14 protein-coding genes are annotated in these 19,449 nt (G+C 65.6%); 7 read left to right on the top strand and 7 right to left on the bottom strand.

The genetic code is table 11. The annotated features are described in order from the left end of the window. Window positions 1-36: 36 nt before the first annotated feature. A complete protein-coding gene (locus CFB47_RS02320; RefSeq protein ID WP_089460377.1) occupies window positions 37-531 on the bottom strand; it encodes an LEA type 2 family protein in 495 nt (164 codons plus the stop codon). A 644-nt stretch (window positions 532-1,175) separates the two neighbouring features. On the opposite strand from CFB47_RS02320, the gene CFB47_RS02310 reads away from it, so the two are divergent. After that, entirely contained in the window at window positions 1,176-3,359 is a 2,184-nt protein-coding gene (locus CFB47_RS02310; RefSeq protein WP_089455498.1) for a M1 family metallopeptidase, read from the top strand. A 123-nt stretch (window positions 3,360-3,482) separates the two neighbouring features. On the opposite strand, the gene CFB47_RS02305 is transcribed toward CFB47_RS02310, so the two are convergent. Next, window positions 3,483-4,403, bottom strand: a complete 921-nt coding sequence (locus CFB47_RS02305) for a LysR family transcriptional regulator (RefSeq protein WP_089460376.1) — start codon at window positions 4,401-4,403, stop codon at window positions 3,483-3,485. Window positions 4,404-4,564: 161 nt separating this feature from the next. On the opposite strand from CFB47_RS02305, the gene CFB47_RS02300 reads away from it, so the two are divergent. Then, window positions 4,565-5,542, top strand: coding sequence for a zinc-binding alcohol dehydrogenase family protein (locus tag CFB47_RS02300; RefSeq protein WP_089439109.1), 978 nt, complete (start codon window positions 4,565-4,567; stop codon window positions 5,540-5,542). A 24-nt stretch (window positions 5,543-5,566) separates the two neighbouring features. After that, window positions 5,567-5,719, top strand: a complete 153-nt coding sequence (locus CFB47_RS02295) for a DUF1427 family protein (protein ID WP_081051886.1) — start codon at window positions 5,567-5,569, stop codon at window positions 5,717-5,719. Between the two features lie 32 nt (window positions 5,720-5,751). Here CFB47_RS02295 and CFB47_RS02290 read toward each other — a convergent pair whose 3' ends face one another. Both CFB47_RS02290 and CFB47_RS02285 read right to left on the bottom strand, forming a co-directional pair. After that, window positions 5,752-6,777: a transporter gene (locus CFB47_RS02290; protein WP_089455495.1), complete on the bottom strand. Its 1,026-nt coding sequence runs from the start codon at window positions 6,775-6,777 to the stop codon at window positions 5,752-5,754. Between the two features lie 207 nt (window positions 6,778-6,984). Beyond that, on the bottom strand, window positions 6,985-7,947 hold the full coding sequence (locus tag CFB47_RS02285) for a phage tail protein (protein ID WP_089460375.1): 963 nt from the start codon (window positions 7,945-7,947) through the stop codon (window positions 6,985-6,987). A gap of 121 nt (window positions 7,948-8,068) precedes the next feature. Here CFB47_RS02285 and CFB47_RS02280 point away from each other — a divergent pair, with 121 nt between their 5' ends. The 4 genes from CFB47_RS02280 (at window position 8,069) to CFB47_RS02265 (ending at window position 15,113) form a co-directional block, all read left to right on the top strand. Then, window positions 8,069-8,914 carry a M15 family metallopeptidase gene (locus CFB47_RS02280; protein WP_069247001.1) on the top strand — a complete coding sequence of 282 codons (846 nt, stop codon included), beginning with the start codon at window positions 8,069-8,071 and terminating at the stop codon, window positions 8,912-8,914. Window positions 8,915-9,215: 301 nt separating this feature from the next. Continuing rightward, the gene (gene tssM / locus CFB47_RS02275; RefSeq protein WP_089460374.1) at window positions 9,216-13,160 is read left to right on the top strand and encodes a type VI secretion system membrane subunit TssM; all 3,945 of its coding nucleotides are present in this window, start codon (window positions 9,216-9,218) and stop codon (window positions 13,158-13,160) included. Beyond that, on the top strand, window positions 13,157-14,146 hold the full coding sequence (tagF, locus tag CFB47_RS02270) for a type VI secretion system-associated protein TagF (protein WP_069246999.1): 990 nt from the start codon (window positions 13,157-13,159) through the stop codon (window positions 14,144-14,146). Before tssM ends, tagF begins: the two co-directional genes overlap by 4 nt. A gap of 4 nt (window positions 14,147-14,150) precedes the next feature. Then, a complete protein-coding gene (locus tag CFB47_RS02265; RefSeq protein ID WP_179258913.1) occupies window positions 14,151-15,113 on the top strand; it encodes an OmpA family protein in 963 nt (320 codons plus the stop codon). Between the two features lie 103 nt (window positions 15,114-15,216). On the opposite strand, the gene CFB47_RS02260 is transcribed toward CFB47_RS02265, so the two are convergent. The 3 genes from CFB47_RS02260 to CFB47_RS02250 all read right to left on the bottom strand — a co-directional run bounded on the left by CFB47_RS02260 (window position 15,217) and on the right by CFB47_RS02250 (window position 19,352). Continuing rightward, window positions 15,217-17,499, bottom strand: coding sequence for a DUF2235 domain-containing protein (locus tag CFB47_RS02260; protein ID WP_089460373.1), 2,283 nt, complete (start codon window positions 17,497-17,499; stop codon window positions 15,217-15,219). Beyond that, window positions 17,492-18,328 carry a DUF3304 domain-containing protein gene (locus CFB47_RS02255; protein ID WP_089460372.1) on the bottom strand — a complete coding sequence of 279 codons (837 nt, stop codon included), beginning with the start codon at window positions 18,326-18,328 and terminating at the stop codon, window positions 17,492-17,494. The genes CFB47_RS02260 and CFB47_RS02255 overlap by 8 nt, the downstream gene beginning before the upstream one ends. A gap of 172 nt (window positions 18,329-18,500) precedes the next feature. Then, the gene (locus tag CFB47_RS02250; protein WP_089460371.1) at window positions 18,501-19,352 is read right to left on the bottom strand and encodes a DUF3304 domain-containing protein; all 852 of its coding nucleotides are present in this window, start codon (window positions 19,350-19,352) and stop codon (window positions 18,501-18,503) included. Window positions 19,353-19,449 lie beyond the last annotated feature (97 nt).

Raw genomic sequence — 19,449 nt, 5'->3', positions numbered from 1 at the left:
AGCGCGGGGGCCGGCCCGTGCCGCGCGCCGCCGGGTTCAGCCGCCCCACCCCGGCATCGCCGGCAGGCGCAACGTGCCGGCATCGTTGAAGTGCACGGTGCCGAGCACGCCGCCCGCGAGCCGGCCGCGCAGCGCATACGGCAGCTCGCCGTTCGCGGCCGCGCCGGGCAGGTTCCACGCCTGCCGCGCGGCCGCGAAGGCCGACACGGAAACCGGCACGTCGAGCACGGCCTCGCCGAAGCGCGGCACGGTGCCCGAGCGATCGCTGACGCCGCTCGCGAACGGCGTGCCGTTCAGGTCGAGCGCGACCGAGATGCCGTCGTAGTCGATCGGCGCGTCGTTCGGGTTCTGCACGCGCAGCTTCAGGCTGAAACGCATCTCGAGGCCTTGCCCGACGAGCGGGTCGAGCCCGGCGACCGTCACGCGCACCGGGTCGCGCGTCAGCCCCGCGCAGCCGCCGAGCAGGAGCACGGCGGCGAACAGCAGCAGCACGGCGCGCAGCGGCGCGATACGGAACAGGGGTCGTGGCATGGGAGAACCTCCTCGCGGCAAATCGGTGAGCTTGTCGTCGCTGCATTGTACCGAGCGCGCCCCGGTACGCCGGGTTTCGTAGTTTTCGCAGTCGCGCGAGATCGTTAATAGATTAAAACTACGAAAATAAATGCCGAATGGAATGCGCATTAACGCTTCCCAGCATTCAATGAAGCACGGTGAATTCAATCGATGCAATTTCTAAAATTTTCGTTTCCTTTACCTAAAACCATCAAGTATATTTACGCATCCTTCGAGCAAGCCGACAAACCTTGATGCCGCATGACGGTGATTTTACGGAACGGCGACATGCCTTCCTGCCATCTTGCGACGAGGCCCGGCCAGCCCCGTAGGTCGTCTGTTCAAAGGGGACAGCGCGCCCGCCCAGGGCGTGCGGCTCCGTGTCGTGCGCGCGAAATCAATTCAGTACAACACGCGCCCGGCCATTTTGAACCGGCAAGTTAACCGACATCCGGAAATCCAGAGGGGGCAGTAAACCATGATTACCTTCACGTAGTCGGCCGCCGTCTTTTCGAATAATCCGTCATTGGCATTTTCATCGCTGTTGATTAACGGCGAGGGGATTGTTTTTGCCGGCGTTTTCGCAGCACTGAACGATTCTTTCAACAATCGAGGTTTCAGTCATGTCGATCAACATTCGCAAGATGCGTTATCTGCCGATCGTCGCCGCGCTCGCGCTAGCCGGGTGCGGCGGCGACGACGGCGGCGCGGGCTCGGCGTCCGCGCTCAGCTCCGCCGGCGCGCCGCACTCGGGCTCGTCGCCCACCGTCACCGCGCCGCCGAGCGCACCTCCGCCGGCCACGTCCAACGTCGACAAGAGCGTCTCGCCTGTCGAGTTGCCGGACACCGTGGTACCCGTGAACTACCGGCTGTGGTTCCGCCCGAACGACGCGCTGAACGCGTTCGACGGCCGTGCCGACGTCGAGATCAAGGTGCTGAAGCCGGTCAACAACATCGTGATCGCCGGCCACCGGATCAAGTTCACGAACGGCCGCATCACGCTGCAGCCGGGCAACATCCAGCTGATCGCGACACCGCAGGACAAGGGCGACTTCTACCAGCTGCGCCCGGTGAGCGGCACGATCTCGCCGGGCAACTATTCGCTGCACATGGAATGGTCGGGCATCATCAACTTCAAGTCGTATGACGATCCGGTCGCGAAGACCGGCGGCAGCTGCGGCGACGATCCGTATCCGGGCTGCTCGGCCGCGGAAGGCATCTTCCGCGTCGACCTGAAGGGCACCGACGGCAAGACGAGCGGCGCGATCCTCACGCAAGGCGAAACCAACCTGTCGCGCCAGTGGTTCCCCGGCTGGGACGAGCCCGCATTCCGCCCGACCTATGAAGTGACGGCCGAAGTGCCGCAGAGCTGGCGGGTCGTGTCGAACGCGGCCGAGAAACCGTCGACCAACGTCGGCGGCGGCTACAAGCTCGTGCAGTTCGAGAAGACCCCGCCGATGCCGTCGTACCTGCTGTTCTTCGGCGGCGGCCTGTTCGACACCTACGAGGACGACTTCACGAGCCCGCTGCCGGGCGGCAAGGGCGGCCTGCACCTGCGCGTGTTCACGCCGCCGGGCATGAGCGACTGGGCGAAGCCGGCGATGGATCGCACCAAGCAGGCGCTCGACTTCTACTACCGCTACACGGGCATCGCGCTGCCGCTGACGAAGTTCGACACGGTGGCCGCGAACGACGCGTTCAAGGATCAGAAGGACCTGAACTTCGGCGGGATGGAGAACTGGGGATCGATCCTCGAGTTCGCCGACGACATCCTGCCGCAGCCGGGCCAGCCGATGTCGCACTACGGCAACGAGGTGCTGACGCACGAAGTCGCGCACCAGTGGTTCGGCGACCTGGTCACGACCGACTGGTGGGACAACGTGTGGCTCAACGAGTCGTTCGCGACGTTCTTCGAGACGAAGACGACGATCCAGTTCTTCCCCAACGAGTTCAGCTGGCTCGACCAGGTGAAGAACAAGTACCGCGTGATCAATCGTGACATCGGCCCGAACGCGTTCCCGGTCGCACCGAACTTCAACGGCTGGGCGTCGAACGACTTCGTGCTGAGCGCCAGCGCGTTCACGTACGACAAGGGCGGCCACGTGCTGAAGACGCTCGAGAACTATCTCGGCGAACAGACGCTGCGCAAGGGTCTGCAGCAGTACCTGGTCGACTACTCGTTCGGCAACGGTACGCCGAAGCGTCTGTGGGATGCGCTGTCGAAGGAAAGCGGCCAGGCGATCGGCGCGATCGGCGACAGCTACGTCCGCCAGACCGGCGTGCCGCTGATCTCGCTCGACACGCAGTGCGACCTGACGAAGAACCAGACGGTCATCACGCTGAAACAGCAGCCGTTCCCGAACAAGAATGCGTATCCGGGCCTGCAATGGACGGTGCCGATCACGCTCGCGTACGGCCAGGGTCTCGCGAAACGCACGACGCTCGCGCTGAAGGACACGCAGACGCAAACGCGCGTCGACGGCTGCACGGGCGTGGTCGCCGACCCGAGCGGGCTCGACTACTACGTCGTGAACTACAGCGACGCGGCCTGGAGCGGGCTGCTCACGCAGGTCAACAGCTCGACCGATCCGGTCCTGCTCGCGAACCTGAAGAGCGAGGCCGCACTGCTCGTCGCGAACAACCTCGCGCCGGCCTCGCGCTCGACGTCGATCGGCTCGGTCGCTTCGCCGGCCGCGATGAAGCTGCGCCAGACGCCGACCTTCGGCGGCCTCGAGCCGGTGACGAAGGAACGCCCGGCACTGCAATACCAGGGCATCTTCAAGCCGCGCAAGGTAGTGACGCAGTAACGGTGCGCATCCGGCCGGCGCCGCGCAGCCTGCGGCTGCCGGCCGGCGTACCGGTTTCTCCGACCTTTGACGGGCCTCGCATGCGAGGCCCTTTTTTCTTTCGGCACGGGCTGCCGCCGGCCGTCATGCCCACGCGGCATCCCACGCCGGCTGCGCGAACCACGTCGCGAGAAACGCAACGAGCCGCGACGCGCGTGCGGTGCCGCGCGCCTGCTGGCGCAACACGTGGATCGTCGCCGGCTCGGGCGCCGCCGCGAACTGCGGCAGCACCGCGCGCAAGCGTCCGTCGCGCAGCGCGTCGCCCGCGAGCCAGGTCGGCAGGTGCGCGAGACCGAGCCCGTCGATCGCGGCTTCGAGCAACGCTTCCGAATGATTGCTGCGAAACCGCGGCTGCGCCGGCACGTGGCGGCGCTCGCCGAAGCGCCATGCGCCCGGCGGCGGCGCACCGTGCCAGGCGAGGCAGTCGTGGCCGGCGAGCGCGTCGGGCGACTCGGGCTCGCCGCGCCGCGCGAGATACGCCGCGCTCGCGCACAGCACGCGCCGCTGCGGCGCCAGCACGGTCGCGACGAAGCGCGTGTCCTCGAGCGGGCCGATGCGCACCGCGAGATCGACGTCGGAGCCGAGCCGCGCGCCTTGCAGGTCGACCATGCTGTCGGTCAGCACCAGGTCGACCTGCAGCGCCGGATGGCGCTGCATGAAGGCAGCCAGCGCGGCCATCAGGTGCCGGCGGCCGAACGGCGCCGGGCAGTCGACGCGCAGCAGCCCGCTCGGCTCGTCGCGCTGGCTGTGCAGGTCTTCCTGCAGGCCGCGCAGCTCGGCCAGCATCCGCGTCGCGCGTTCGTACAGCAACTGGCCTGCCTCGGTCGGCCGCAGCGCATGCGTGGTGCGATGCAGGAGGCGGATGCCGAGCTGCGTCTCGAGCCGGTCGATGCGCCGTGTGACCGACGACGCGGCGACGCCCAGCCGGCGCGCGGCCGCCGAGAAGCTCTGCTGGTCGACCACGTCGACGAACAGCGCCAGATGCGGGGAAAGAAAGTCGTCCATTCGAAGTCTTCTGATTTGGCTATGCGTTTAACGCAAAGCAATCATCCGCCTTTGCACGTTTCCGCGTCAAACCGGGCCGACTAGACTGCATGCATCCTTTTCACCCGCTGCGCGCCCCGCCCCATCGGGCCGCGCGCCAGCCATCCGCTACGGAGATCATCATGCGCAGCATCCGCTTCGACGCCCCCGCCGCCGACATCGAGTCGCTCGACGCGCGCGTCAGGGAAATCGACCCACCCGTCCCCGCCGACGGCCAGATGCTGATCGAGGTGCGCGCGGCCGGCGTGAACCCGAGCGACGTGAAGGCCGCGCTCGGCCGCATGCCGCACGCGGTGTGGCCGCGCACGCCCGGGCGCGACTGGGCCGGCATCGTGCGCAGCGGCCCGGACGGCTGGATCGGCGCGCCGGTGTGGGGCTCGGGCGGCGATCTCGGCGTGCATCGCGACGGCTCGCATGCGGAGTGGCTCGTACTCGATGCGCCGCTGGTGCGCCGCAAGCCCGCCGTGCTGACGCTCGACGAAGCGGCCGGCGTCGGCGTGCCGTTCGTCACCGCTTATGAGGGCTTGCGCCGCGCCGGCATGCCGACGACCGGCGACGTCGTGCTCGTGTTCGGCGCGAACGGCAAGGTCGGCCAGGCGGCGATCCAGCTCGCGACCGCCCACGGCGCGACCGTGATCGGCGTCGAGCGCAGCGCCGGCGGCTATCGCGGCCACGCATCGGGCGACGTGCACATGATCGACGCGTCGAAAGAACCGGTGGCCGACGCGGTGCGCGCGGCAACCGGCGGCCACGGTGCCGACATCGTCTACAACACGGTGGGCAGCCCGTACTTCGAAGCGGCGAATGCGTCGATGGCGATCGGCGCGCGGCAGATCTTCATCTCGACGATCGAGCGCAGCGTGCCGTTCGACATCTTCGCGTTCTATCGCGGCCAGCACACGTTCGTGGGCGTCGATTCGCTGCAGCTCGGCGGCGCCACGGTCGCGCAGATCCTCGACACGCTCGCGCCCGGCTTCGGCAACGGCACGCTGCGCCCGTTCCCGATCGGCGACGACTACGTGTATCCGCTCGAGCGCGCACACGACGCGTATCGCGCAGTGCTGGCCGGTGCGCGCGAGCGCGTCATCCTCAAGCCCTGACGCCGGACCACACGGGAGACCGCCATGATGGATTACGTGACTTCGCTCGCGGTGGGCCTCGGCGTCGGCGTGCTGTACGCGCTGCTGCACGTGCGCTCGCCGGCCCCGCCGCTCGTCGCGCTCGTGGGCCTGCTCGGGATGGTGATCGGCGAACGCGCGATCGCGCTGCTGCGCTGACGCGTCGATGCGTCGATGCGGCGCCGGTGGTGCTAGCGGTCGTTGCGCCGGCGGAACGCCCACCATGCGGCGAGCGCCGTGAAACCCGCGACGAGCAGCACCATCAGCCAGAAGCCGTGCTTGTTCTCCGAGAACGGCACGCCGCCGACGTTCATCCCGAAGAAGCCGGCGACGATGTTGATCGGCAGCGCGATCACGGTCACGAGCGTCAGCGTGAACAGCGTCCGGTTGTTCTGCTCGTCGAGACGCGAACCGATCTCTTCCTGCAACAGCTTGATCCGCTCGTTGAGCCCCGCCAGGTCGGCCAGCACCAGCGAGAACTCTTCGGTGGATTCGCGCAGTTCCTGCACGTCTTCCAGATGCAGCCACGCAGGCGGTTTCGCGAGCAACCGGAAGATCGACCCGGGCTCGGGCGCGAGCATGCGCTGCAGGCGCGTCAGCGTGCGGCGCATCGCGCCGAGCTCGATGCGGCTCGACGTGAGCCGCTGCGACAGGAAGCGATCCTCGATGCGGTCGACGTCGACGCTCGTGCGCCGCATGATCTGGATCAGCAGGTCGGCCTGGTCGCGCAGCAGGTGGACGAGCAGTTCCGCGGGCGACCTGAACTGCTCGCCGTCGCGCACGCACGCGCGCAGCGTGTCGACCGAGCGCAGCGGCTTGAGCCGCGCGGTGACCATGATGCGCCGCTCGACGTGGACGAACAGCGTCGCGATCTCGGACGGCGTCAGTTCGAGGTTGAACATCACGTCGTTGACGATCGCGCGCAGCGCGCCGTCTTCCTGCTCGATGCGCGTCGAGCGCGAGCCTTCGTGGAGGAATGCGAAGAAGCTGTCGGGCAACCCGAGATGCGTGCGCATCCAGCGCTCGCTCGCGCCGTGCGCGAGATTGAAGTGCAGCCAGACGAAATCGCCCGACGCGGCATCGTGCTCGCGGCACGTGCGCAGCCACCCAGCGGCCGTGTCCGCATCGAGCGTCGCGCCGGAGCCGCCGGGAACGAAGCGGAATCCGCACACCATGCCGGACGTATCGGCGCCGTAAGTCTGTACGATCAGGTCCATCGTGTCGAAGGTCGTGCGGCGCACGGCGCGCCGCGCATAGCGGGTCGCGCACCCGCGCCGGAAAAGGAAAGGAAACGTATGCCCGACGGGCGTGACGCGCCGGTGACAGCATCACGCCGCATCATACCGTCCGGTTCCGCGGCCCCAAAAGCAACGCGCCGCCCAACGGGCGGCGCAGGTGCGGCGGGTCGACACGCGCGGGACGCGTTACTGCCGCGTCTCCGACTGCGCGGCGCTCGGGCACGCGGGGTCCTTGCCCCAGTGACCATCGCAGACGCGCCAGCGGCACAGTTGATCCTCGAAGAAACCGCGCTCCGAACACTCCTTCACGCGCGACGCCAGCGAGCCGGTCGTCGCGGCCGTCTTGGTCGGCACGGCCTGCGCCTTCTGCGCGGCGAGCTTCTTGTCGGCCGGCTTCGTGCGCGCGACGAGCGCCGCGAGCAGGTCCGCATCCGGATCGTCCTTCCCGGCCGCCTTCGCGGTACGGGCCGGCGTCGCGTCGCGATGCTTCTTCGCCTGCGCGAGCTCGGCCTGCTGTTCCTTGTGACGCTTGCGGGCCTCGGCTTTCGTGTCGGCCTTCGTATCGGTCTTGCCGTGCGCGGCGACCTTCGCGCCCTTCGCGGCGTCGGCCTTCGCGGTTTTGGTCGTCGCGGCAGCGGCGGCGGCGGCGGCGGCCGCACCGGCCGTGGCCGCACCCGACGCGTCGTCTGCGCCATTGGCGAGCGCACGCGACAGGCGGCTGTTGTCCGCGGCGGACGCGGACGATGCGGATGCAACGGTTCGGGAAGCCGCGTCGTCGTTGACGATCGTGGCCGGCTGCGCGGCGGATGCGGCGGACGCGGCATTCTGCGCGACCTGCACGGCGGCATCGCTGGCCGCCGCGGCCTTCGCCGGCGCGGCGGCTGCCGGCGCAGCCTCGGCCGTGACGGCGGGGGCCTGCCCGCCCGCATGCTGCATGCGCCATGCGCCCCAGCCACCGACGGCGACCACCAGGGCCACGACGGCGGCGATCGGCGCCTTCAGCGAACGGCGCGGCGGCTCGGCCGGCGGCGTGACACGTCCTTCCAGATTCGCGAGAATGCGCGACTGCTGAGCTCCGTCGCCTGCCGGTTTGGTATCGGACAGCAGGCTGGGCGGAGATTTCGAATTTGAATTTTCCGGCGCACTCATTCAGCGTCTCATTGAATCCTGGTTTAATTCACCGCGATAATATAGCCCGGCCTCTCGAAGCAGCCTGATTCTAAGAGCAAGCATTGCAAAACACAATCAATTCCAATTTCCGGGGATTTCTTTGATTGCCGTCGCACTCGTCGCCTATTTCGCCCTTGCCGTCGCGGTTGCGGCACTGTTGCTTTTACCGGGTATCCGGGCGACCGTATTCGAATCCGTCGCCCAGTTTCACGGCCGTCTAACGCGCCGCGCGAACGATCGCGCCTCGCGTACGCGAAGTCAGATTGTTAAATCGGCAAGCGCTACGCGCGGTGCTTTAAACGACGTGCAAAATTTACTGGTTCGCCGGCGCTTGATGATTATGGTATCGGCAGGTATTCTTGCGACGCCGCCATTGGTCGCCATTGCGTTACGCGGCCGGCAATTGTTCCAGTACGACGACACGGCGCGCGTGCCCGACGAGAAGATCGCCGCGCTGCTGCAGGGCGAACAGCTCGTGCCGCCCCCGCCGCTGCCGCCGGAAGTCTTCGCCACCAAGGAAGTCGAACAGGTACGCCCGGCGCTGAAGGATGCGAGCCGCGACTGGAACCTGCTGGATCCGGATTTCCGTACGCGTTTGCTGCTGGTCTACAAGATCATGCACGAACAATATGGTTATGAAATGGCGTTGCTGGAAGGTTACCGGAGCCCGGAACGGCAGAACCGGCTGGCGCAGATGGGCACCAACGTGACCAATGCGGCCGCCTTCCAGAGTTATCACCAATTCGGGCTGGCGGCCGACAATGCATTCCTGCGTGACGGCAAGCTGGTCATCTCCGAGAAAGATCCGTGGGCGATGCGCGGCTACCAGTTGTATGGCCAGGTCGCCGAACAGGTTGGCCTGACCTGGGGGGGCCGCTGGAAAATGATGGATCTCGGGCACGTGGAATACCATAAACCCGGTTTTAAACTGGGACGCGGCAGCTAGCCAGGGCTGCCGGACAGGAAATAATGAGGGCGGCATGGGGCTTTTTAATATCCCGGCAGGAAACGATATGGGCGGCGCAAAAAATCATGCATTCCGGTGCGCGATTTTTTCCGGCCGCCGCTTCCGTTTTAAATCTCACAGCGTCCTTTCGTTAATGCGCGCGCCTTCTCCGATGCCGCGGGCGCATTGATGCCAGCCCCCTTCATCCCGTTTGACAGCATGGCGACACATCGCGGCGCCACCCTTGCCGCTCGGCGCGCCTGCGTCGCCTCATCGAATCGCACCGGAACCTGAACGTCCTATGCAACGCATCCTCAACGTGCTGACTCATCCGCGTACGCTCTCGATCGTCGGGATCGTCGCGCTAGCGGCCATTCTGTTCATCGTCGCCGACATGCTGCAGTTGCCGCTCCTGTGGGCGGCGATCGCCTTCGCGGCGATCCTCGCGCTGTGGCTCGTCGTCGCGCTGTGGCGCCGCTGGCGCGTGAAGCGCGCGAACCAGCAGCTCGGCCAGGTACTGGAAGAGCAGGCGGAAACCGGCAAGATCGCCGCGCCCGCCGCCGCCGCGCTCGCCCCCGACGCGAAGACGGCCGACCTCGACGTGCTGCGCACGCGCCTGTCGGATGCGGTGAAGACGATCAAGACGTCGAAGATCGGCCAGGTGTCGGGCGGCTCCGCGCTGTACGAACTGCCTTGGTACATCGTGATCGGCAACCCGGCCGCGGGCAAGAGCAGCGCCGTGCTCAATTCCGGCCTGCAATTCCCGTTCGCGGACAAGAACAGCGCCGTGATCCACGGCATCGGCGGTACGCGCAACTGCGACTGGTTCTTCACGACCGAGGGGATCCTGCTCGATACGGCCGGCCGCTATTCGGTGCATGAAGAAGACCGCAGCGAGTGGCTCGGCTTCCTCGGCCTGCTCAAGCGCTACCGCCCGAAGGCGCCGATCAACGGCATCATCGTCACCGCGAGCATCGCCGAACTCACCGGCAACCGCCCCGAATTCGCGATCAACCTCGCGAAAAACCTCCGCCAGCGCGTTCAGGAGCTGACGGAGAAGCTCGAAGTGTTCGCGCCGGTCTACGTGATGTTCACGAAGGCCGACCTGATCACCGGCTTCACCGAATTCTTCAGCAGCAGCGACAAGCACGAGTACGACCGCGTGTGGGGCGCCACCCTGCCCTACGAACCCGACGACAAGCGTGACGTCGTCGCGCAGTTCGACACGCACTTCGAGGAACTCTACGAAGGGCTGAAGGAGATCAGCGTCGCACAGCTGTCGCTGTCGCGCGGCAACCAGCTGTCGCCGGGCCAGCTGAGCTTCCCGCTCGAATTCTCGACGATCAAGCCGTCGCTGCGCGCATTCCTCGCGACGCTGTTCGAGAACAACCCGTTCCAGTACAAGCCGATCTTCCGCGGCTTCTACTTCACCAGCGCGCTGCAGGAAGGCGAAACCAACAGCGCGGCCGCGCAGCGCATCGCGCATCGCTTCGGCCTCGACGGCGCCGCGCTGCCGAAGCCGCACAGCGCATTCTCGAAGAACGGCTTCTTCCTGCGCGACCTGTTCTCGAAGGTGATCTTCGCGGACCGCCAGACGGTGCGGCAGTTCGCGAGCCCGACCAAGACGCGGCTGCGCTACGCGACCTTCTTCGGCTTCGTCGCGGCGCTTGCGCTCGCGCTGGGCGGCTGGACCTGGTCGACGATCGGCAACCAGCAGCTCGTCGCGAACGTGCAGGCCGACCTCGACAACGTCACGCGCCTGCAGCAGGGCCGCAACGACCTGCAGTCGCGCCTGCAGGCGATGGACATCCTCGAGGACCGGATCGAGCAGCTCGAGCAGTTCCGCCGCGACAAGCCGATTTCGGTGTCGCTCGGCCTGTACCAGGGCGACCGTCTCGAGCAGCACCTGCTGACCGAGTACTACAACGGCGTGCGCCAGATCCTGCTCGCCCCGGTGTCGCAGAACCTCGCGTCGTTCATGAAGGACGTGAACGCGCACCCCGAACAGCTCGTGCCGATGACGCGCCCGCCCGAATCGGGCGCCGTGCAGGGCGGCACGATGCCGGTCTCGACGAACGCGGCGGGCGCCGCGCCGCAGGCCGGTGCCGCACTGGCCGCGTCCGGCGCCGCGCCGGCCGCGGCGCAGCAGCCGGCCGCACCGCAGGGCGGCCTCTACAGCGACGCGTCGCCGACCAACGTGCAGGACGCGTACAACGCGCTCAAGACGTACCTGATGCTGTCCGACAAGCGTCACGTCGAGCAGGCGCACCTGACCGACCAGCTCGCCCGCTTCTGGCGCGGCTGGCTCGAGACGAATCGCGGCAACATGCCGCGTGACGAGATGATCAAGAGCGCGGAGCGCATGATCTCGTTCTACCTGGCCCGCGTGAACGACGACAACTGGCCGATGATCGACGCGAACCTCGCGCTCGTCGACCAGACCCGCGAGAACCTGCGACACGTCGTGCGCGGGATGCCGGCCCGCCAGCGCGTCTATGAGGAAATCAAGGCGCGCGCGTCGACCCGCTTCGCGCCGATGACCATCGCGCGCATCGTCGGCGACGGCAACCAGGGGCTCGTGGCAGGCAGCTACGCGATTCCGGGCACGTTCACGCGTGAAGCGTGGTTCGACTACGTGCAGCCGGCGATCCGCGACGCGGCGACCAAGGAACTGCAGGCGAAGGACTGGGTGCTGAACACGTCGACGCAGGACGACCTGACGCTCGAGGGCAGCCCCGAGCAGATCCAGAAGACGCTGGTCGGCATGTACAAGACCGAGTACGCGCAGCACTGGCAGAAGTTCATGCAGGGCATCGCGGTGCAGGGCTTCAGCAGCTTCGGCCAGGCCGTCGACGGGATGAACCGCCTCGGCGACCCGCAGGATTCGCCGATCCGCAAGATCCTCGAGACCGCGTACGACCAGACTTCGTGGGACAACCCGTCGCTCGCGAACGTGACGATCAAGAAGGCGCAGACGGGCGTCGTGAACTGGGTCAAGCAACTGTTCTCGCGCTCGCCGGCCGGCCAGGTCGCGGCCGCCAACATCGACATCAACGGCAATCCGGCCGAGGTGCCGATGGGTCCGATCGGCCAGGAGTTCATCGGGCTCGCGCGGATCGTCGCGACGCATGACGGCACGTCGATGCTCAAGGGCTACATGGAATCGCTGTCGAAGGTCCGCACGCGCTTCAACGTGATCAAGAACCAGGGCGACCCGGGCCCGGGCGCACGCCAGCTGATGCAGCAGACGCTCGACGGCAACGGTTCGGAACTCGCCGATTCGCTGAAGCTCGTCGACGAGCAGATGCTGACGGGCCTCACCGACTCGCAACGCAAGTCGCTGCGGCCGCTGCTGGTGCGGCCGCTGATGCAGGCGTTCGCGGTCGTGATCCAGCCGGCCAGCGCCGAAGTCAACAAGGTGTGGAACGCGCAGGTCTACCAGCCGTTCCAGAACTCGCTCGCGACGAAGTACCCGTTCGCGGCGAGCGCGAAGGTCGAGGCCGGCGCCGGTGAAATCGCGCAGGTGTTCGGTCCGGACGGCTCGATCGCGAAGTTCGTCGGCACGACGCTCGGGCCGCTCGCGGTGCGCCGCGGCGACACCCTCGCCGCCCGCACGTGGGGCGACATGGGCATCGGCCTCACGCCGGACTTCACGAACGGCTTCGCACGCTGGGTCGCGCCGCTTGCAGGCGGAGCAGCAGGCAGCGCCGCCGCGTCGTCCGAGCCGCAGACCGTGTTCCAGATCCTGCCGCAGCCGAGCACGGGCACGACGGAATACACGATCGCGATCGACGGCCAGCAGCTGCGCTACCGCAACACGCCGCCGCAGTGGACCAACTTCGTGTGGCCGAACCCGCAGGGCTCGCCGGGCGCGACGCTGTCCGCGACGACCTTCGACGGCCGCACGGTGCAGCTCGTCAACGAGCCGGGCCGCTACGGTCTCGAGAAGCTGATCAACTCGGCGCAACGCAAGCGCCGTCCGGACGGCACCTTCGACCTGACGTGGGCGCAGGGCAGCGTGAACGTGTCGGTGACGATGCGCATCATCAGCACGTCGCAACCGTCCGGCGGCGGCGGTGACCAGCCGCAGCAGCAGAGCCTGCGCGGCCTGCAGCTGCCGTCGTCGGTCGCCGACGCCAGCGCGGGTGCCGCGCAGAACGCAACCCAGACCGCCGGCACGGGCACGCCGGCCGCAGCGCCGGCCGTCGGGGCCGCCAACGCAACGCATGCCCAGGGGGCGCAATGACGCAAACCGTACAGGCGCAGATCGCCTACTTCGGCAAGATCCCGTCGCGCGGCGACTTCGTGAAGAGCCCGCACAACCCGCAGTTGCTGCAGACGCTCGACCGCTGGATCGCGCAGGCGCTCGAACTGCTCGCGGAAGATCCGCGCTGGAAGCTCGTCTACGAGGATGCAAAGCCGATGCATTTCGCGTTCCTCGGCTCGCGCAGCAAGCTCGCGATCGCGGGCCACATGGTCGCGAGCCACGACGTGTCGATGCGCCGCTTCCCGTTCCTCGGCGCGACCGCGCTCGAGGTCGACCGGCCGCTCGCGTTCCTCGCGCGCAGCCCGCTCGCGTTCGCGCGGCTGTGGTCGCGCGTCGCCACGCAGATCCCGCCGCTGCTCGGCAAGGACGAGCCGCCCGGCGCGCTGCAGGCGCTCGGCGACACGCAGGTGCCGATCGACATCGGCGGCCCCGGCACATCGCATGACGGCACCTTCAACGATTTCGTCGAGCACCAGACGCTGCACGGCCTCCAGGAGATGCTGCTGGAAAGCGGTCATCCGGTGCGGCTGCGCGGCGCGATGCTCGCGCTCGGCTCGCTGCTGCGGCCGGTGATGCAGAGCGGCTCGTCGCACATCGAGCGCGGCCTCACGCTGCCGCTGCCGGTAGATCCGTTCTACCGCAGCCTCGTCGCCGCGTTCTGGCTCGAACTGATCGCACCGTTCGTCGCGCAGGCCGACTTCGAGCTCGCAATCTTCATCGGCACGATCGCCGAGCGCGAACGCCTCATCATCGGCTTCAACGGCGCGTCGGCGAAGACGCTGCTGAGCGTCGTCGACCCGCAGACCTACGCCGCCCACAACATCGACATCGACGATCCCGAGTGGATCGACGCCCATGCGCAAAACGATCACCAGATCAGCAAGCTCGTCAGCTACCTCGACCAACCGCAACTCTCGCTGCGTGTCGCCATCGACGCGTTCCGCGAAGCGTTCATCGGAGGCTGACGGGATGCATCGCACGATTCAAGCCCGGCGCGCGCGCTTTTCGGCCGCGCGCTCGCCCGCCGTCGCCGCCCTCCTCGCTGCCGGGCTCTTCGCCAGCGGCGCGGCCTTCGCGCAGAACACCGGCGCGACCGTCACACCGGTCGGCAACGGCACGGTCGCGACCACCGCGCTGTCCGCGAACCCCGGCGCCGCGCCGGGGACGGCGTCCGGCGCCGTCGTGCACGGCACGGCCGGCACCGCGAACACCGTCACGCCGCCGCCCGCGACCGCGACGCCCGGCCAGGTGGTCGTCGGCGGCAAGGTGCCCGACGAGGCGACCAAGGCCGCCGTGCTGCAGAAGCTGCGCGATACCTACGGCGCGACGAACGTCGTCGACCAGATCGAAGTGGGCGATGTCGCCACGCCGCCGAACTGGAGCGCGAACGTGCAGAAGCTGCTCGGCACGCAGCTCAAGCAGATCAGCAAGGGGCAGCTGAAGATCAACGGCACGCAGATCGAGATGAAGGGCGAGGTGCACAACGAGGCGCAACGCCAGCAGCTCGCGAGCGACATGGCGAACACGCTGAACCCGACGTATACGATCAAGAACGGGCTGCGCGTGTCGGCGTCCGAACAGGGCGTGCTCGACCAGACGCTTGCCAACCGGACGATCGAGTTCGAGACGGGCAGCGCGACGCTCACGCCGCAGGGCAAGCTGATCCTCGACCAGATGGCGGCGGCACTTGCGAAGATGCCGAACCGCACGGTCGACATCATCGGCCACACCGACAACTCGGGGAACCGCACGTCGAACATCGCGCTGAGCCAGGCGCGCGCGGATTCGGTGAAGGGCTACCTGATCACGAAGAGCATTCCGCCGCAGCAGATGACGACGACGGGCGTCGGGCCGGATCAACCGATCGCGCCGAACGATACGGCGGATGGGCGGGCAAGGAATCGGCGGATCGAGTTTCGGGTGGGGCAGTAAATTTGCGGGGCGGCCGGCTCCATCGCGAGCCGGCGGGCGATCATCCGATGCGGGCGGCGACGGGAATTGTCGCCGCCCGTTTTTCATGGGCGGCTACCGGCCGTCAATGAACGGGAGGCGTCGCGCCGCCCTTGTACCTTTTCGCCCATTCCTGGCTCTGCTTGGCGGCCTGGTCGATACGGGCGGCGGCGAGGTCGTCCTTCTTGCGCTGCTTCGCTTCCTTGTCGAGATCACTCGACCCGAACGTATCCTTGTCGCGTGTCCGGAAGTACAGTGACGGCGCCAGCACATGGTCCTGCCAGCTCGTCAGCAGTGTGTCGTGGACGAGCATGTCGAACAGTGCCATCACGTCTGGCGGAAGCGGGTGCTTGCCTTCGATCCCTTCCTTCCAGGCCGACACGAGCTCCATTTGGGGTTCGGGCAGCATGGTCGACTCGATCACATCCGCGCTCATCTTGTTGTTGGAATCCCACGAATCGGGCAGGTTCCGAACGTGCTCCGCAGATTTCCGCAGGCCGTCCTGGACAGCCGCGCGGCGCAGCATCTTTTCCGACTCCTTGTGAAGGCGCTCCCACACGGTCGTGTAGTCCTTCGGCGCCTCCGCGACCAGCTTCTCGTAACGCTTTTGCGCTGCATCGCTTGCCGCTTTCATCCCCTTCAACGTCGCCTGATCGGCCGGGCTTCGGCTGGCCAGCATGCTCATGTTGATGCCTTGACGCTGCAGTTCCCAGTCGAGTTGGGATTTCGTCGTCTTGCGCTGAAGGTCGGCATCGGCCATGTTGCGCTTCCAGTCGGTGACTGGGTCGGACATCGTGCGACGAAACTCGGGATCCTGGTAACGGACGGCGATCCAGCGGAGGAAGACTTTCGAATGCGCGACGAAATCGACGCCGGCTTTGCGGGGGACGAGTGCGGTATACGCATCGACGAGTTGCTTGATGCGGTATTGCTTGCCACCGCTCTTGATGGGTTCGGCGATCGAGAATCGACCAAAGGTGTCGTTCTTGTAAAGGTAGAGATCCTCCATCGTATCCATCACCGCGCCCGCTTTCAGCGCTTCCAGCAGCATGTCGCGCAGCGGCACCCGCATCAGCTCCGCATTCAGCCCGAGCGACCCATTCGTTGCGCCGCCGACCACATCGCAGCTCGTGCCTGGATAGAGGAACTGCTCACCGCGCGTTTTCTCGAGACTGTCGAGACGCTGATAGAAGCGCATCTCGTGCGCTGCGGCGAAATGAACGCAGCGCTGCACGCTAGCGGGTATGCCAAGCGGGCGATCCTTGTAGCTGGTTTTGATCATCCCCAGATACGGCACCATGCCGATCAGTTCCCCTGCCTCTTCCGACATGACCGATGAAACGGCATCGAGCAGACCGACAAACTTGATCTGGATCGACACGCCGTCAATAGCGAGATCCGTGTCGTCCCTGCGTTTGTATTTCTCTGCTAGATCGTTGATGAACGCCCGCGCAAGTACGCATCCGCGGTCTGCGCCAAACACCGATACCTCGATGACGCGAATCTTCTTCATCTGATGCTTGACAGCATCGTACGCGGCTTCGAACTGCTTTTTGGCTGCAATCAACCGAGTATCGACGCCCGTTCCGAAAGCTTCGGCCATCACGGCGTTGTCACGCACGATCGGCACGTTCTCCATCGCTATGCCAACGAAGAGGCTGCGTGCAACGCCCCACGCCGCCTTCATCGGCGTTCCCTTCCAGTTTGTCTTGAAATCGTTCTTGGTGTTGCGCCACAGCAGCGTCCCGGTCGCCTTGGTCCGTTCCCAATATCGTTCCGGCGATGCATTCAGCACATTCAAGACGCGTCTCGCCTGAGCCGGAATGCGCTCGATATCCTTGCGGAGATCCTCGAACGCCTTCTCGATCGGTCGAAGCGAGAAATCTCCTTCGAGAAATTGCTTCTTCACGTCGGAAACACGCTTTTTCATGTCGGCCTGTTTGATCGGCGTATTGACGCGTGTGAACGTCCCAGCAATCGACGTCGCACCGCTCTGCGCCTTCTTGGCCGCCATCTTGGCTGCGGCGACACCTGCATTGACCAACGCGTTGGACTTGGCCGACTCGTTGAGCGGCGTGCCCAATCCCGAATAATAGAAGCGGTACCAAAACTGATTGGCTGGCCGCCGCGTGTCGTCGTTATCGCGATGCGCCTCCCACAAGCGGCAAATATTCGAGTATCGCGAACTCTCCTTGTCGTCGATATCGGCATTGCGGCCGAAGGCGTCGAAGAAAAATCCCATGCGAATCGTTGCACCGCATGGCATGCAGTCGCCCTTCGGATAGAGGTTCGCGTCCCGGGAAACCAGTTGCGTGTACACGGCCATCGGTGTTGCGTCGTCCGGATCAAGCTTGATTTTCTCAGCCATGCGGTTTCTCCTCTACGCGCGGTTGCGGGAGCAAGCCATCGGCAATCGTCGGTACGGCCACGGGCTTGAATTTCCCGCTCGCCAACTCCGAGCGAACGTTATTCGGCAGTGACTGCGCCCACTTCGCGAAATTGCCGGGCTGCCCAGCGGCAGTCTGCAAAACGTGCTGAGCTTCGGGATACGTATCGAATCGGCTGTTCAAGAGCAGATTGATGTACGTGTACTGCTCCAGATCGCCACGGTCGGTCAGGCGGTATTTCAACCACGCCGACGCAACGACACGGGCAATACGACGAAACTGCTGGTCCTCGCGCTCGTCGTATCGTTTGTCCAGTTGCGCCTGATACTGCTTCATCCATTTCACGACATCGACAATCGGCAGACGTGCGTCGTCGAGCATCTCGCCGGGAAACTGGAACTCGACATGTCGGTCCGGAAAGAAGTGCACTTCGAGAATCCGCGCACCCTCATCGTCAGGCACCTGGGACTGCGGCATCGACACCTTCGTCTCTGCATGGAACATTTGCTTGTTCCCTTTGTGCCACTGGTCGACATCGTAGTAATTCCACTTGACGACAAATTCCGTGCCCTTGAGCTTGTAACAACATTTGACGCTACCGCCTCCTGCGCCCGGCGGGTCGTCTCCCCCTCCGCTCGCCGTATTTCCGAATGTGTCTGCGATCGTGAAGCCGCTCATGTTGTACGGCAGATAATTTCGACCGATGACCGAAATCCCGCTGTAGGTCGGCTCCGACTTCCCGCACGCGGTCACAGCCACCACGAGCAGGCACCCTGCCAGCACACGACTTACCAGCCTCGACAATCTCATTGCTCCACCCATTGACGTTTCCCTTCTGAATCGCGCCCGGCAAGCCATGCAGGCATGGACCGGCCCCAATCATCCGAATGTCCTCAGCGACAAAGGCCACCGCGTGCGCCTCATCTGTTTCCGTCGTCGCTCATCTACATCGCAAATCGCATCCGAGACGTGCCCGATCCGATCATCCACGCTGCGCATTTCCTGTACGCGGCGGCAGCAACAAGCCATCGGATATCGCCGGCACGGCCACGGCTTCGAACGCATCATTCGACAAAGCGGACAACACGCTCTCCGGCAAAGACTGCATCGACTTCGCGAACGTCCCCGGCTTGCCGGCAGCGGCCTGCAAGATGCGCTGAATCTCGGGGTGCGCATCGAACCGACTGTTCACGAGCAAACTGAAATACGCGTATTGCTCGAGATCATTCCGGTCAGTCAAATGGTATTTCAGCCACGCAGCCGCGACGGTACGCGCGATCCGCCGATGCGACTGTCCATCCGTATCGTCGAATTTCTTGTCCAATTGCTCCTGATAGTGCGTCGCCATCCATCGGGAAACATCTACAACCGGAATGCGCGATTCGTCCAGCAGTTGGCCGGGGAACTGAAACTCGACGTGACGATCCGGATAGAAATGAACTTCGAGAATCCGGTTGCCGACTTTCTCGGGAACGGCCGACGACGGCATCACGACCTTGGTCTCGACTTGCTGCGCATGCGAGTCGTCCATCGTCCATCGATCTGCGTCGTAGTACTTCCACTTGACCGTAAATTCGGTGCCCTTGAGCGTGTAGCAACACGCGACGCTGCCGCCACCTGCGCCCGGCGGATCGTCTCCGCCACCGCTTGCCTTGTTGCCGTATGCGTCGGTGATGGTGAAACCGTTCATGTTGTACGGCAGATAGTTCCGGCCCATGACCGAAATCCCGCTGTAGGTCGGCTCGGATTTACCACAGGCCGTCACGGCGGCGAACAACAGGCAAGTCGCCAGAACACGACCGGTCATACGCGCCAGTTTCGTTCCTCTATGCATCGATGTTTCCCTTCCGAAGGCCACCTCGCCCGCCGTTCCGTGGCAAGCAAGCGCCTGTCTTACATCTGTGATCGATCGCCTTCGCGCACGGCTCGAA

The sequence above is a fragment of the Burkholderia sp. AU27893 genome (assembly GCF_002223205.1).
Taxonomy (GTDB): domain Bacteria; phylum Pseudomonadota; class Gammaproteobacteria; order Burkholderiales; family Burkholderiaceae; genus Burkholderia.
This window is presented reverse-complemented; position numbering and strand designations above follow the sequence as displayed.